This window comes from Cloacibacillus porcorum, assembly GCF_001701045.1.
GTDB lineage: Bacteria > Synergistota > Synergistia > Synergistales > Synergistaceae > Cloacibacillus > Cloacibacillus porcorum.
The window spans coordinates 1,663,576-1,678,377 of record NZ_CP016757.1; the positions used below are offsets into that span (position 1 = coordinate 1,663,576).

Genomic DNA, 14,802 nt, shown 5'->3' on the forward strand with positions numbered 1-14,802 from the left:
CCGGAATGCCATGTCTTTAGCCCAGATTACAGAAAAAATCAGGAACGACGCTCAGAAAGAGGCTGATGAGATTCTCTCAAAGGCTAAAGCACAAGCGGATTTCATCACCCAGAAGGCCGGACAGGAATGCGATGAAATAAAGGCGGGTTTCGACGCCCGTTTTGAAGCTGAGCGTCCCGAGATAATGAAGCGCAGGGAGATAGTGGCCAATCTTGACGTTGAGAAGATGATGCTGCGCGCCAAGAGAGATCTTATCGAAGACGTCTACCGCGGCGGGCTCGCCAAAATGGCGGAGCTCCCGAAGGACGAATATCTTAACTTCTGCGCCAGCCTCCTTGACGAAGCCGTCAGCTCGCGCGACGAGAAGGTGACGGTAGGCGCCGGGGAGAAATACATTGACCGTGAGTGGCTCGCCGCCTACAACGGCGAACATGGTTCGAATCTCGAACTCTCCGAGGAAAGGGCCGATATCGCAGGCGGATTCATCCTCGTAAGGGGACGGACGAGCATAGACTGCTCATGGGATATGCTTATTAAGGTTTTACAGGAAAAACAGGAATCCGACGTTGTAAAGCGTTTGTTCCCGTCAGAATAATGAAGGAGGTGGTCTGATGTCACGTAAGGAGGCTTATGGTTACGCTGTAGCGCGAATACGCGCTATGGAGCAGCGCCTTCTTGATGCTGCGGCCTTCGCAAGGCTGCTGGATGCCGAAGACACGGCCTCCGTCCTCAAAATTCTTGGGGAGACATCTTACGCGTCTGTACTGACATCAGTCTCCGGCGAGAGCGGTTTTGACAAGGTTCTGGAGACCGCCCTCCACGATACATACGAGGAGATCAGCTCCTTTGTTCCCGATAAGGAACTGATAAGCCTGCTTCGCCTGCAGTATGACTTCAGCAATGTCAAGGTGATGCTGAAGAGCCTCTTCAACGCGAGGAGCGGCGGCAAAAAGAGATGGGACCTACTCACCTCGCTTGCCTCCTATCCCGTCGACAGGCTCATTTCAGACGCGGAAGCCGAGGAATACCAGCTTCTGCCCTTTGGTCTCAACACCCTCTATCCCAGGTGCATCTCGGTATGGGAACAGAGCAGGGATGTGCTTGAGGCGGAGAGGCTCCTTGACCGCCAGATGTTCGAGGTAATGCTGAAAGAGGCGAAGTCGCTGGGTATGCCGGAGATACTTGACTGGGTACGCACGAGGATCGACGGAGAGAACATCCGTTCGCTCCTGCGTCTCAAGAGGTTTGGCTTTGACGCGGCGCGCGCGCTGCCGTTCATGCACGAGGGCGGAAAAATTGATCTGAACATCCTCGTGCCGATGATATCCGAACCTTTCGAGACCTGGAGCCGGATGATCGACTTTACGGACCTATCGCCGCTGCTCGGTCAGGTGGACAGTGCGGCAGGATTTGCCGAGATAATAATGGATATCGAGAGAGCGCTCGACGACTTCTATCTCGATTCCATCGCAAAAAGCAAGTACAGCCCCGACGCCCCCGGCAATGTCATTGCCTACCTGTGGGCGAAGGAGCTTGAGGTAAAAAATATTCGGATGATCTTTGTCTCAAAGTCCAACAGACAGGACAAAGACCAGGTAAGGAGGCTCCTGCGCCATGTCTACGTCTAATCAGAGAGCGCCAATGGCCGCCGTCGGCAGTTATGAAAGCATACTGCCCTTCAAGGCTATCGGTTTGGACGTGGTAGTTCTCACGGAAGAGAACAGCGAGAGCATCGCTCCGGTCCTTCATAAATACTCGCGTTCGGGCTACGCCGTGCTGTTTCTTGAAGAGGAACTCTTCGTGAAATACAGGGATACCGTGGACGAGATAAACGAATATACAGACCTTAGCATTATACCCGTACCAAACCAGAAGGGATCCATGGGAATTGGTCTTGATTCAATACGCCGCAACGTCGAACGCGCGGTCGGCATGGATATATTTGGTGAGAAATGATGATAATGATGGAGGCGATGTAATTGACCACACCCAACGCCGTTACTGGGTACATCGAAAAGATATCCGGCCCGCTTGTAATTGCAGGCGGCATGGCTGGCGCCTGTATGTTCGATGTCGTTAAAGTTGGCAGCGCGGGCCTTGTCGGCGAGATAATAGAACTCAAGGAAGACAAGGCGTCCGTTCAGGTCTATGAGGAAACATCCGGGCTGGCTCCGGGAGAACCCGTCGTCAGCACCGGCGAGCCGCTCAGCGTTGAGCTTGCGCCGGGACTCATAGAGGAATTCTTCGACGGGATACAGCGTCCCCTCGAAGCGATAGAACAAAAGGCTGAGAGCCCCTATATCCTTAGAGGCATCAGCGTTCCCGCTGTGAGCCGCACCCGCAAGTGGCCCTTTGAGCCCTGGCTCAAAGAGGGCGACGAAGTCGGCCCTGGGGACTTCATCGGCTCCGTTAAGGAGACGGTGCTTGTCGAGCACAAGATAATGGTCCCGCACCGCGTCAGCGGCAAGATAAAAGAGATAAAGAGCGGTGAGTTTACCGTCGACGAGACGATAGCGGTCGTAGTGGACGCCAAGGGCAGGGAACATGAGCTCAAGCTGCTCCAGCGCTGGCCCGTCCGCAGCCCGCGTCCTGTCGTCAAGCGCCTTCCGCCGGAGGTCCCCCTTACGACCGGACAGCGCGTCGTAGACACCTTCTTCCCGATCGCGCGCGGCGGCACCGCCTGCGTCCCCGGACCCTTCGGTTCCGGAAAGACGGTCATCCAGCACCAGCTCGCGAAGTGGGCCGACGCTGAAATAGTCGTCTATATCGGCTGCGGCGAGCGCGGGAACGAGATGACCGACGTTCTTCTCGAATTCCCGGAACTTGAAGACCCCCGTTCGGGACAGCCGCTTATGAAGAGGACGCTGCTTATCGCAAATACCTCAAATATGCCTGTCGCCGCCCGTGAGGCCTCTATCTATACCGGCATCACGATCGCGGAGTATTTCCGCGACATGGGTTATTCCGTGGCCCTTATGGCCGACTCCACCTCACGCTGGGCCGAGGCTCTTCGCGAGATGTCCGGACGCCTTGAGGAAATGCCCGGTGAAGAGGGATACCCCGCTTACCTCGGTACGCGTCTTGCCTCCTTCTACGAAAGGGCCGGACGTGCGATCTGCTTCGGCAAAGACGGCCGCGAGGGCGCGGTCTCCGTCATCGGAGCCGTTTCGCCTCCCGGCGGCGACCTTTCCGAGCCGGTAACTCAGAACACCCTCCGCGTCACCAAGGTCTTCTGGGGCCTTGACGCGCAGCTCGCCTACCAGCGCCACTTCCCGGCGATCAACTGGCTCAACAGCTACTCGCTCTACGCGCAGAAGCTCGGCGAATACTGGGACGGCTTCTACGACGGAGAGTGGAGCGTCTACCGCACAGAGGCGATGGCCCTGCTCGAAGACGAAGACAAGCTCAAAGAGATAGTCCGTCTCGTCGGCGTCGACGCCCTCTCAAAAGAGGAGCGCATGGTGCTCGAAACCTCTAAGTCGATTCGTGAGGACTTCCTCCACCAGAACTCCTTCCACGAGATAGACACCTACGCGTCGATGGACAAGCAGTTCAAGATGCTGCGCAACATCCTCACCTTCCATCAGCTTGGAATGCAGGTGCTGACGCGCGGCGGTTCGCTGCGTACCGTCATCGAGCTTCCGATACGCGACGAGATCGCGCGTATGCGTTATGTGGAAGAGACGGATATCGCGAAACTCGACGAACTTGAGACAAAGATAAAAGCCGAACTTGGCAAACTGCTTGCAATGGGAGGTGAGCACGATGAGGTTGCCTGAGAAATATAGAACCATATCCAACCTTTCGGGCCCGCTTATGATGGTCAACAAGGTGCAGGATGTAAGCTATGACGAACTTGCCGAGATCACCCTTGGGGACGGGGAACACCGCCGCGGACGCGTGCTCGAAATAGACCAGGACAGAGCCCTTGTCCAGGTCTACGAGGGAAGCAGCGGCATCGACGTCAATTCGACGGAGATCCGCTTCCTCGGAGACGTCCTTAAACTTCCCGTCTCGAAAGACATGCTCGGGCGTATATTCAACGGACGCGGAGACCCCATCGACGGCGGCGCCGCGATCATTCCCGAGGCCTATCTCGACGTAAACGGAAACCCGATGAACCCCTTCTCGCGTGACTTCCCCTCGGAATTCATTCAGACGGGAGTCTCGACGATAGACGGTATGAACCCGCTCGTCCGCGGACAGAAGCTGCCCATATTCTCGGGAAGCGGTATGCCGCACAACAAAATGGCGGCGCAGATCGCGCGCCAGGCGACGGTTATCAGCGGACACTCTGACTTCGCCGTCGTCTTCGCCGCGATGGGTATCACCTTTGAAGAGGCCTCCTTCTTCATGGAGGACTTCCGTAAGACCGGCGCCCTCGAGCGTACAGTTATGTACGTCAACCTTGCGGACGACCCCGCGATCGAGCGTATCTCCACGCCGCGTCTCGCGCTGACCGCCGCGGAGTACCTCGCCTTTGAAAAGGGAATGCACGTCCTCGTCATCCTCACCGACCTTACGAACTACTGCGAAGCTCTGCGAGAGATCTCGGCGGCGCGTAAGGAAGTCCCCGGACGCCGCGGTTATCCCGGATACCTCTACACGGACCTTGCGACCATGTACGAGCGCGCCGGACGCCTTCGCGGCAAAAAGGGCTCGATCACGCAGATACCGATCCTCACGATGCCCGAAGACGACAAGACCCACCCGATCCCCGACCTTACGGGATACATAACGGAGGGGCAGATTATACTTGCGCGTACTCTGCACCGCAAGGGTATCTATCCGCCGGTCGACGTCATGCCTTCGCTTTCGCGTCTTAAGGACAAGGGAATCGGCAAGGGCAAGACGCGCGAGGACCACGCGGACCTCATGAACCAGCTTTTCGCCGCCTACTCGCGCGGTAAAGAGGCCAAAGAACTTGCCGTCATCCTCGGCGAAGGCGCGCTCTCCGAAGAGGACAAGGCCTTCGCTAAGTTCGCCGACCAGTTTGAAGACCGCTATGTGCGTCAGGGTGAATATGAGAACCGTACCATCGAAGATACGCTGCTGCTCGGCTGGGAGCTTCTCACCATCGTTCCCGTCCGCGAATTGAAGCGTGTGAGAGACGAATACATAGAGAAATACCTGAAGCCGCTCGTCGCCGCGCAAGAGGATCTCGAACAGCTGGCAAAGCCGTAGGAAGGGGTGACCTCTGATGGCAAAGGCGCTTAATGTCAACCCCAATAGAATGGAGCTCTCGAGGCTCAAAAGGCTGCTCGTCGTCGCCAAGAGGGGACACAAGCTGCTCAAGGACAAGCAGGACGCCCTCGTAAAGGAATTCCTTGTCCGCGCGCGAGCCGTCTACGAGCTGCGCCAAGAGGTAGAGAGAGAGCTCAACGACTGCTACGGAGGCTTTCTCATGGCCCGCGCGCAGACGCTGCCGCAGATGCTGGAACAGACGCTGATGGCCGCCGGCGGCGACCTTCGGGTCGAGGTCGAGTACAAAAACGTGATGAGCGTACGCGTTCCGGAATATGTGCTTCCCGAACAGCGCGCCGAGCTTGGCTACGGCCTCGCGACATCGCCGGGCAGCCTCGACGTGGCACTTGAGAAGTTCCTCAAAGTGATGCCGAAGCTCGTCCACCTTGCGGCGGAGGAGAAGGCGGTGCGCTCGATGGCCCTCGAGATCGAGAGGACACGGCGCAGGGTCAACGCCCTGGAGCACGTCATGATCCCCTCCTACACCGAGGCGATCCGCTCCATCTCCATGAAGCTCGAAGAGATGGAACGCTCGACGCTGAGCAGGCTGATGGTCATCAAGGAGATTGTCAGGAACCACTAACGGCCTTCTGACAAAAGATAAAATGCGGTGCGTCCATTGGACGCACTGTTTTTTATTTTTAGATTATAATAACAAAGAGATTACGAGAGAAAGCGGTGAAAAATATGGAATATATCGATTTTGGCAAAACTGGAATGAGGGTGTCGCGCTTTGGCCTCGGCTGTATGAGGTTCCCCGAGGATGAATCTGAGGCCGTCGGCATTATACGCTGCGCCATCGACAACGGCGTAAATTATCTTGATACGGCTTATATTTATCCGGGAAGCGAGGAGATCGTCGGTAAAGCGCTTATGGGCGGTTACCGTGACAAGACCTACCTGGTGACGAAATGTCCCGTGATCCACGTCAGCAAATACGAAGATATGGAAAAATTCCTCGACGAAGAGCTGCTGCGTCTAAAGACCGATTACCTGGACATCTACATGCTGCACAACCTCAGCCCCGGAGTCTGGAAAAAAGTTAAGGAGCTGGACGGCTTTAAGTTCCTTGAGGAGATGCAGAAGAAGGGCAAGATACTGCACAAGGGCTTTTCCATCCACAATACATTTGAGGCCTTCAAAGAGGCCGTTGACATGTATAACTGGGATATGGCGCAGATACAGCTCAATATCCTTGACGAAAAACCGCAGGCGGGCGGCACCGAGGGGCTGAAATACGCCGCCTCGCGCGGGTTGCCGGTTACGATAATGGAGCCGCTGCGCGGCGGTTCACTTATCGCCGACCTTTCACCGGAGGCCAAGTCGCTGATCGAAGATTTCCCCGTCAAACGTTCGCTCGCCGAATGGGCATTCCGCTGGCTTTACAACAAGCCGGAGGTCTCCGTCATCCTCAGCGGCGTTTCGACGATGGAGCAGCTCAAGGATAACCTGCGCATATTTGAGGACACCGCCGCCGGAGTAATGACGGAGGCGGAAGAGGAGCTTATCACTAAACTGCGTGAGACCTTTGAGATGCAGAAACGTATCGGCTGCACGGACTGCAAATACTGCCTGCCCTGTCCGAAGACGGTGCTCATCCCCAGCGTCTTTTCTTATTACAACAAATATATGCTGACCGGAGACGAATCGCTCAAAGAGGCTTACCGTGCGGGACAGAGAAAGGCCGATAAATGCGTTTCCTGTCATCTATGTGAGAAGCATTGTCCGCAGGGGCTGAAGATCGCGGAGCTGCTCAAAGAGGCCCACGCGGTACTCGAGGGATAACGCGGAGGTATTGACCTCTTTACCCTTTAGATTATGCTATAATAGCCACTCGGAGTATCTAATCCAGCCGCCGGCGCATCGCGCGGGAGGAAAGTCCGGGCTCCAAAGGGCAGGATGCAGGAGAAATTCCTGCGGGTGCGAACCCAGGGAAAGTGCCGCAGAAAAGCAAACCGCCGCGGCGACGCGGTAAGGGTGAAAAGGCGGGGTAAGAGCCCACCGGCCGTCAGGGGAACCTGCGGGCCTGGCAAACCCCATCCGGAGCAAGGTCGAATAGGGAAGGCTGAGGCGGCCCGCTGACTTCCGGGTACGACCGCTCATTCCCGTATGCAAGTACGGGGTTAGATAAATGGCTGGAGGGAGCGCAAGCTCTTTACAAAACCCGGCTTACTGGGTGCTCCGTACGGCGCCGCGGCCTGCGTTCGCAGCCGCGGCGCCGTTGTCTTTGTGTATCCGCTGCTGTTATGCAGAGTCTTACAAGCGGCAAAGACGGGCGGAAAACATAACTAATTTTCGGGCCTCAGCTTGGAAACCGTCGCGCCGTCTGTGTGGCGGAGAGCTAAGCGGACGCTGCCGCCGCTCCGCGATACAAATGCAGGCCGGATATGAAGGCAAAGAGACCTGGTTCCGGCATTTTTTATAGAGACACGGAAATTCCGTTCATGGCTTTTCGCTGACGTTTTTCTTCGCAGCCTTTTATCGCCGAAGTTATCAGCGATTCAGGGTCCGTGCCTTCCTCCGGACAACGGACAAAATACCAGTCGGCGTGGATATATTCCCTGTTTTCTTTGATCCTTGTCTTCCAAAGCAGCTCCAGGGATATCCCTCTCGCGATATCTCCCGCCTCTTTCATTTCCATTTTTTCAAATATCGCCACCGCATAGCTTGCTTCGCCCATTCTGGCGGTAATGTGAGGACTATATATATAATCCCGAAGACAGCGCATTGCGTGCTCGGCATATTCGTTCCTCTGCTTTTCGTCCATAATGCGGGCAAGCCGGATATATTCATCCATGGCAAAATAAATGATCGTATATTCATTTTTACCGCGGGCGGCGAGCCGCTTTAGCTCTTCCAGAAAGCCGCCGCGGTTCAAAAAGCCCGTCTCATGATCAAAACTTAATATGGAGGATATTTGCCTGCGCTGTTTTAGCGTGATGTGGGATAAAACTATACAGCCTGACAACAATATGATGACAAACGCACCGCCGCCAAAGAGCAGCAGCCTGCCGCGCAGCGAAATCCATCCGCCAATAGGCCTGATCATCAGCGTCCATTCCGTCGGCATGTAAAAGGTACACCTTTCAGCGTCAGATAGGTCTATATGCGGATCGGAGGCTTCGACGACCTCTTTGCTCCCATCCTGCGGAGAGACCCGCCAAAGCTCATACTCATAGCCGCTTTGCCGCAGATAGGCCATATTCAGCTCTTTTAAGACATAGTCAGCTTTAGCGGCGACAACGACCTCTCCTAAATAGCGCTCGTCCTCAAACATGGGATTAATAAAGAGGAAGCTGTTTCCTTTGTCCTCTAGATCGACAAGTCCTCCGACAAAGGGGCCGCGAATTAGACGCGACAGGCTAAATACATAGGGATATTCCCGCAGCTGCCGCCCGATCTCTTCTGTAAACTTGCCTTTTGGCCAGATACTCACGACCTTATTGTCCGTCACAAGATAGGCGCAAATAACAGCCTCTTTTTTGAGTATTTTATCCGCGTACCGCAGAAAAAGGGCGGAGTCCGACGGCGCCCTCTTCATCATCTCCGCCAGATCCACAGCCTTATTCATGCCGCCAAAAAGCGTCTCCTGCAGATTCCGGCGCGTCAGCTCCAAGACTACGCGCGCGTTTGCCCGGCGAAAATTTTCAAAGCTGTGGCCAAGCCAGACAAGAAGCGCCACTGACGCAAACAGGGAAATGGCCGCGGCGCAAAAGACAAACCACGCGCGGTATTTATCATACCTCACGGAAATTCTCCTTTGAGTAGATGTGATATGTGCCCTTTCCATGCTGTTTTACATAATAGAGAGCCTGATCCGCGCTGCTGACCAGATAGTCGAGCTCCGCCACGCTTTTGTACAGCGCTACGCCGATGCTGCAATGGACCGTAACGTCTTCGCCGAATTCCGCCAGCGGGAAATGCAGCCGCGAGGCCAGCTCGTCCAGTACACGGCGAAGTTCGTCAACGTTTTTCAAGCCGGTCAGCAGCATGACAAATTCATCGCCGCCGTAGCGCCCGGTCAGCCCGTCAAATTTCTTTTCATATTCACGCAGTATATAGCCGATATTCTTGAGGGCGAGGTCTCCGGCTCCATGTCCGTAAGTATCGTTAAGTTTTTTCAAATCGTCCAGGTCTATAAAACAGAAAGCCGCGACATCTTCGCTGCCGACAAGGTTTTTCAAACGCCCGTTGACCTGGCTGACGAAGACGGAGCGCGTGACGACGCCTGTGAGGCTGTCTGAGAGGCCCTTGCCCGTCAGCTGCAGCACCTCGTTAAAATCAAGGCTATGCGGATTTTTATCTAAGTACAGCTTTCTCTCAAGCATCTGCACCGACTGAATCAGCGAATCGACGGTCATCCGCTGGGAACGCATGTAACGGCTTACGAACCACGCAAAGAGGACGAACGACAGAATGAAGATAATGACGGCCGGCATATCACCCATCAGCTGCGACCAGTAGACGCTCCAGAAATCTGTCGTCACGATTATGTTCCAGGAGGTATTTTCCACTGGAGAATAGACGGAATAATAGAGGTTAGGCAGGTGCATCGCCCAGAACCCGCCGTCTTTTCCGCCCAGCAGATCCGCCTCGATCTTATTCTTCGTATTGCCGAATAGCCTAAAATTTCCCAGATAGTCCAGATAGCTGTTTCCGTAACGCAATTTATCGGTGACGGACATCATCTGATTACGCGAACCAAGCATTGTCGCTTCGACGCCGCTTCTTCGTGACGCGCCGACCAGCAGCCTCTGTATTTCATCAAAATAGATCGCGCAGAAGATGCTGCCGGAGATTTTTTCGTTCCAGTAGAGGGGGACCGCTACGGTATAATTGAGCGTCACACCGTCGGCTCCGGCGGCGAAGCTGTCAGTCACCTGTACTTTGCCGGTTGTGAACAGCCGCTGCATGTATTCGCGGCTGGCCAGGCTGGTGGCTCCCCTGGCGGAATATACGTTTATATTCTGGTCCACATAGCGGATCATCATATAGCCGAAATGTCTGTTGATTTGGTTTAGACTGTTCACTTTGTCCATATATGGAAGCGATGGATCACGGTACTGCTCTTGGGCGGCGCAGGATTCCAACAGCCGAATCGACTGTTTTATCCGGTATTCGATTTGCCATTTCGCGGCATTCATCGTCGTTTTCGACGTCCATTTCATCTCTTCGAAGCTGTGATATATACCTCCGACGATGAAGGTCAGAAGTATCAGTATGCAAAAAATGAGGTTGTATTTAAAGACGGGCTTGTACGATAATAGGAATTTTTCGCCTTTCCTCTCATCTGCTTTCAACTTATTCACTCCTGTCAACCGTTGAGTTACACCAACTGGCTGCCTATAACTTCGAACCATATCTGCAATAGTTTCTATTCTAACACCACCCATATGGTAAAGCAACATGCCGCATCCGGTCATAACCATCAGCTTTCCCCACGGCAGCCAGTATAAAATATCGTGCGGAACTGTTTTCGGGGCGACCTCATCGGTAAATACTTAGTAAGCTTGAACCGTATCATGTGTAAACGGCCGCGCGAATTAACGAAGTACGGGAACTTTCTCATTTGAGCTTCTCTATAGTTTTTATTCAAAAAACACGCGGATAATTGGCGAAAACTGTTAAGGAAATGACATGGCTGGAACTCCTGTATTAAGGCGATTCAGCGCCGCCGCGTATGTTTACCTCTGCCAGGATAAAAGAGTGGGTCTTTGCGGCGTGGAGCCGCTTGGACAACAAGATATTAATATTTTTTAATTGAATACGTAAAATTACCTAAAAAAAGCAAGAATAAAGGATTCTTTTGTATGCATACTTTTAGGCAATATTTGCTCTAAAGAGGTATAAAAAGTAGTTAAAATTCGCTTGCAGACTGTCTTTTCTAAACAATGGGTCTATAGACCCTATTGTGTTCACCACTTTGGATTCCTTTGCGTTGCGGAATCAACTTTGAGAGTATAAGGTGTTATAAAGTGGGATAAAGTGGTAGAAAGTGGGTGAATTGTCGATGCTAGTGGGAAGTTATAACCATAAACTGGACGGAAAAGGCAGAACGGTGCTTCCCGCTAAGTTCAGAGGCGAACTCGGTTCTACCGTTGTCGCGACTATAGGCATCGACCGCTGCATAGCCCTTTATCCCGTCCCGCGCTGGGAAGAGCTGCTTTTGAAGCTCAAAGACCTCTCCTCGTTCAAGAAAAAGGCGCGCGATTTTCGCCGCGTGCTTCTTTCGATGGCGACGGAGCAGGAGATAGACGGCGCTGGCAGAATACTGATACCGCAGATTCTCCGCGATTACGCGGGTGCTAACACTGAAATTACGCTGATCGGCGCGGAGGATCATATGGAGATATGGGATACGGCGAAGTGGGAAGAGCATCGAGCAGAGGTGCTTCTTGATTTCAGTGATATGGCAGAGGAGCTTGACGACGCGGCGGACGCGCCGGCGGGCCTTCCTCATAAGGTAAGTTAATATGTCCGTAAAAATGGACGGGAGCCGCGTACTATGAGGGAACATCAGTCTGTAATGCTGAATGAAGTTTTAGATGCCGTCGGCGGCGAAACGAATGTCCGTACGGTGGTTGATGCGACGCTGGGTCTTGCTGGACACAGCATTGAGATTCTTAAAAGGCATCCCGAGGCCTTTCTTTACGGCTTCGACCAGGACGCCGAGGCCCGTGAGATCGCCGCGGAACGGCTCGCCCCCTTCGCGCCGCGCTTTGAGATAATCGCCGATAATTTTAGAAATATCGGCCTGCTTAAGGAAATAGACGGTTTTAGAGGAGCGGATGTGGTCCTCTTCGACCTCGGAGTTTCAAATTTACAGATTAGCGAGCCCGAACGCGGTTTTTCCTTTCAGTATGACGGCCCGCTTGATATGAGGATGGATGCCGGCGACGAAGAGTCCTCTCATCCGAAGGCTGAGGAGGTACTGCGTACCGCCGGCGTCAAAGAATTGACGGAGATTTTTCGGGACTACGGCGAGGAGCGCTACGCCTTTCAGATCGCTAAGGGAATTGTCCGTCACCGCGAACACGGCGGCGAGCTGCACAGCACGACGGAGCTTGTAGAACTTATAAGGAAGATACTTCCCGCTCCCGTGCAGCGCAAGATGGGCGGCCACCCGGCGAGAAAGGTCTTTCAGGCCCTGAGGATCGCCGTCAACGACGAGATGAACGCCCTCAGCGAGGCGTTGGACGGAGCGGCGGCGTTGCTGAATCCCGCGGGAAAGATAATCGTCATCTCCTATCACTCGCTGGAGGACCGCATGGTAAAGCACCGCTTCCGTAAATGGAAGGAAGAGGAGTTGGGGGAGCCGAATCCGCGCAAGGCTCTTTTGCCGGCCGAGGATGAGGTTGAGGCAAATTATAAGTCGCGCAGCGCAAAGCTCAGGATATTTGAGAAGTATGAAGAAGACGAGAAAGTGGAGGATGAATTTTAATGCGTTACAAGGAACATAAACATGAAAGCGAGACAAAGCATTCGTCTCTTTTCGTAATAAGTTTTCTGTGCGTATTCCTCTGCGCGGCGGCGCTTGGGACGCTCAGACTTTATGGACTTTATCTTGAACACCGCATCTCGGAGACCGCAAGGAGGATAGATCTCTGCAAGGAGGAGAATCTCGTCCTCTCCCGCCGCTACGCGCAGCTTCTCTCTCCGGCGAGGGTCTATAACTATGCCCGCCGCGATCTCGGCATGAACAACGCCGAGAATATAAAGGTGATAAAGCTTGACGAGCGGTCGGTAAGGCTGGCGCAGGTGAAGGAAGAGACTGTGGAAAAGGGCGGGTTCATCGAAAATCTGAATCCCTTCGTAAAGCAGGCTCATGCCAAGAATTAGGAGGGAATCGGGGGACGAGCGGCGCCGTTCAAAATCGGTGTGGTTCGCGGCCTTTATAGTTTTGACCATACTGGCGGTTGGCACGGCTAAGGTACAGCTCTGGCCGGACCGCCGAATTGTCTCACAGTCCCAAAAACAGTACTGGGCGAATGTCGCGGTGAGCGCGTCGCGCGGCAGGATAGAGGACCGCAGGGGGGTGCCGCTGGCAATATCGGTACCCTCCACAAGTTTTTTTATCGACCCCAAGTATTGGGATCCCGCGAGCGCCGACGTGCTCAAGGGCACCTTCGGAGCGGCGACTGCCAGGAAGTTTTCCCGTGAGCTTCCAGGACGTTTTTACTGGGTAGCGCGCAACATTCCCAAGGAGCGTGCGGATAAACTTGCGCAGATGAAGGTCCCCGGCCTTTATACTTTATCCGAAAAGAGAAGGATGTATCCGCATGAATCGCTGGCCTTCCACCTGCTGGGTTTCTGCGACATCGACGAATACGGGCAGGCGGGGGTGGAGCTCTCCTGGAACCACATCCTGTACTCGCCGCCGCGCACCCGTTTTCTGACCCGTGACTCCAAGGGCAACGCGATGGATACCATGAGCGGCAAGTCCGGCGTCGTAAAGGATACGGCCGGTTCAATCAAGCTGACGGTCGATTCGCGCGTACAGCAGATCATGGAGTGGCGGCTCAGCGAGGGAGCGAAGGCGGTTGACGCCGGCTGGGCCTCAGGCGTCTGCGTCGATCCTTACACGGGTGAGATAATTGCGCTCGCGAGCTATCCCACCCTTAACCCCAACGACAGAAAGAATCTCGTAAATACAAACGCCGTGCGCAACAACGCCGTGGGGCGCGTCTTCGAGCCCGGCTCGATCTTTAAACCGATAACGATGTCGATCGCGTTGGAGACCGGCGCGGCCGGCAGAAATACCACCTACACCTGCCACGGTACGATGAAGCTCTTCGACCGCACGATGAGCGACGTCAACAGAAGGGCTCACGGCAAGCAGGACCTGACGCATGTCCTGATGAATTCGTGCAATATCGGCATGTCCCTGATGTCGATGGGGGTGCCTAAATATCAGGCTTATGGCATGCTGAAACAGTTTGGCTTCGGTGATAAGACCGAGGTTGAAATCGCCGGTGAAGAGTCCGGGCTGATAAAACAGCCGGAGGAATGGCTCGGCACGGTCCCCGCCAATATCTTTATCGGTCAGGGTATCGCCGTTACGCCGCTGCAGATCGTTATGGCGATCTCAAGCATCGCCAACGGCGGAATGCTGCTGAAACCCTATGTGATTGACGAGGTGCGCGACAGTCTGGGCAATGTGATCCACAAGGGAACGCGCCGCGTCCGTTATCAGGTCGTCTCCAAACAGACCTCGGACTTTATCCGGGAGGCTATGCGCCGGGTGGTGGCCGAGGGCGGCGGTAAGCTCGCCAAGTCGGAGAAGGTGTCTATCGCGGGAAAGACCGGCACCGCGCAGATCGCGGCATCGGGGCAGTACGCGAAGGGGCAGTATGTCGCCTCTTTCGTCGGTTTCTGGCCTGCCGAGAAGCCGCGGTATGTGATGCTTATCAGCATCGGTGAACCAAAGGGCGCGCGCTATTACGGAGGGCAGATCGCGGCTCCCGTCTTTAAGTCAATAGTGGAAGACATAGTTCAGATATCTCCCGAGAAGATGTAGGAAGGCTGCCGTTAAAACGGCAATTTAATATTGAGGTTTTA

General features: G+C 54.4%; 13 protein-coding genes and 1 other RNA gene. 12 read left to right on the plus strand and 2 right to left on the minus strand.

The features are described 5' to 3' along the window. Positions 1-10: 10 nt before the first annotated feature. The 8 genes from BED41_RS07450 (at position 11) to rnpB (ending at position 7,431) form a co-directional block, all read left to right on the plus strand. The gene (locus BED41_RS07450; protein ID WP_066744503.1) at positions 11-595 is read left to right on the plus strand and encodes a V-type ATP synthase subunit E; all 585 of its coding nucleotides are present in this window, start codon (positions 11-13) and stop codon (positions 593-595) included. Between the two features lie 16 nt (positions 596-611). Then, positions 612-1,628 (plus strand): V-type ATPase subunit, encoded by a 1,017-nt coding sequence (locus BED41_RS07455; protein ID WP_066744505.1) that lies wholly within the window; start codon positions 612-614, stop codon positions 1,626-1,628. After that, positions 1,615-1,956 (plus strand): V-type ATP synthase subunit F, encoded by a 342-nt coding sequence (locus tag BED41_RS07460; protein WP_066744507.1) that lies wholly within the window; start codon positions 1,615-1,617, stop codon positions 1,954-1,956. The genes BED41_RS07455 and BED41_RS07460 overlap by 14 nt, the downstream gene beginning before the upstream one ends. A 23-nt stretch (positions 1,957-1,979) precedes the next feature. Beyond that, the gene (locus BED41_RS07465; RefSeq protein ID WP_066744509.1) at positions 1,980-3,779 is read left to right on the plus strand and encodes a V-type ATP synthase subunit A; all 1,800 of its coding nucleotides are present in this window, start codon (positions 1,980-1,982) and stop codon (positions 3,777-3,779) included. Continuing rightward, positions 3,766-5,184 (plus strand): V-type ATP synthase subunit B, encoded by a 1,419-nt coding sequence (locus tag BED41_RS07470; protein ID WP_066744511.1) that lies wholly within the window; start codon positions 3,766-3,768, stop codon positions 5,182-5,184. The genes BED41_RS07465 and BED41_RS07470 overlap by 14 nt, the downstream gene beginning before the upstream one ends. A gap of 16 nt (positions 5,185-5,200) precedes the next feature. Then, entirely contained in the window at positions 5,201-5,827 is a 627-nt protein-coding gene (locus BED41_RS07475) for a V-type ATP synthase subunit D (protein ID WP_066744513.1), read from the plus strand. 104 nt (positions 5,828-5,931) lie between these two features. Next, on the plus strand, positions 5,932-7,029 hold the full coding sequence (locus BED41_RS07480; RefSeq protein WP_066744515.1) for an aldo/keto reductase: 1,098 nt from the start codon (positions 5,932-5,934) through the stop codon (positions 7,027-7,029). A 51-nt stretch (positions 7,030-7,080) separates the two neighbouring features. Then, positions 7,081-7,431, plus strand: an RNA gene (rnpB, locus tag BED41_RS07485) — RNase P RNA component class A. A gap of 232 nt (positions 7,432-7,663) precedes the next feature. Here the strand turns inward: rnpB and BED41_RS07490 are convergent. Further along, positions 7,664-8,992, minus strand: coding sequence for a hypothetical protein (locus tag BED41_RS07490; RefSeq protein WP_066744517.1), 1,329 nt, complete (start codon positions 8,990-8,992; stop codon positions 7,664-7,666). Next, positions 8,982-10,544, minus strand: coding sequence for a sensor domain-containing diguanylate cyclase (locus BED41_RS07495; RefSeq protein WP_168160246.1), 1,563 nt, complete (start codon positions 10,542-10,544; stop codon positions 8,982-8,984). Before BED41_RS07495 ends, BED41_RS07490 begins: the two co-directional genes overlap by 11 nt. Before the next feature lie 710 nt (positions 10,545-11,254). Between BED41_RS07495 and mraZ the strand changes: the two genes are divergently transcribed. Genes mraZ through BED41_RS07515 form a run of 4 tightly spaced genes read left to right on the plus strand, consistent with a single transcriptional unit; the run spans position 11,255 to position 14,761 of the window. Next, complete coding sequence (gene mraZ / locus BED41_RS07500) at positions 11,255-11,716, plus strand: division/cell wall cluster transcriptional repressor MraZ (RefSeq protein WP_066744521.1); 462 nt, start codon at positions 11,255-11,257, stop codon at positions 11,714-11,716. 33 nt (positions 11,717-11,749) lie between these two features. Further along, positions 11,750-12,685, plus strand: a complete 936-nt coding sequence (gene rsmH / locus BED41_RS07505) for a 16S rRNA (cytosine(1402)-N(4))-methyltransferase RsmH (protein ID WP_066744523.1) — start codon at positions 11,750-11,752, stop codon at positions 12,683-12,685. Then, positions 12,685-13,083: a hypothetical protein gene (locus BED41_RS07510; protein ID WP_066744525.1), complete on the plus strand. Its 399-nt coding sequence runs from the start codon at positions 12,685-12,687 to the stop codon at positions 13,081-13,083. The genes rsmH and BED41_RS07510 overlap by 1 nt, the downstream gene beginning before the upstream one ends. Beyond that, a complete protein-coding gene (locus BED41_RS07515; protein ID WP_066744527.1) occupies positions 13,070-14,761 on the plus strand; it encodes a peptidoglycan D,D-transpeptidase FtsI family protein in 1,692 nt (563 codons plus the stop codon). The genes BED41_RS07510 and BED41_RS07515 overlap by 14 nt, the downstream gene beginning before the upstream one ends. Positions 14,762-14,802 lie beyond the last annotated feature (41 nt).

Bases quoted from the DNA above. Each gene is read 5' to 3' on its own strand.
- BED41_RS07450 (WP_066744503.1), top strand. From the start codon at position 11: ATGTCTTTAGCCCAGATTACAGAAAAAATCAGGAACGACGCTCAGAAA.
- BED41_RS07455 (WP_066744505.1), top strand. From the start codon at position 612: ATGTCACGTAAGGAGGCTTATGGTTACGCTGTAGCGCGAATACGCGCT.
- BED41_RS07460 (WP_066744507.1), top strand. From the start codon at position 1,615: ATGTCTACGTCTAATCAGAGAGCGCCAATGGCCGCCGTCGGCAGTTAT.
- BED41_RS07470 (WP_066744511.1), top strand. From the start codon at position 3,766: ATGAGGTTGCCTGAGAAATATAGAACCATATCCAACCTTTCGGGCCCG.
- BED41_RS07475 (WP_066744513.1), top strand. From the start codon at position 5,201: ATGGCAAAGGCGCTTAATGTCAACCCCAATAGAATGGAGCTCTCGAGG.
- BED41_RS07480 (WP_066744515.1), top strand. From the start codon at position 5,932: ATGGAATATATCGATTTTGGCAAAACTGGAATGAGGGTGTCGCGCTTT.
- mraZ (WP_066744521.1), top strand. From the start codon at position 11,255: ATGCTAGTGGGAAGTTATAACCATAAACTGGACGGAAAAGGCAGAACG.
- rsmH (WP_066744523.1), top strand. From the start codon at position 11,750: ATGAGGGAACATCAGTCTGTAATGCTGAATGAAGTTTTAGATGCCGTC.
- BED41_RS07510 (WP_066744525.1), top strand. From the start codon at position 12,685: ATGCGTTACAAGGAACATAAACATGAAAGCGAGACAAAGCATTCGTCT.
- BED41_RS07515 (WP_066744527.1), top strand. From the start codon at position 13,070: ATGCCAAGAATTAGGAGGGAATCGGGGGACGAGCGGCGCCGTTCAAAA.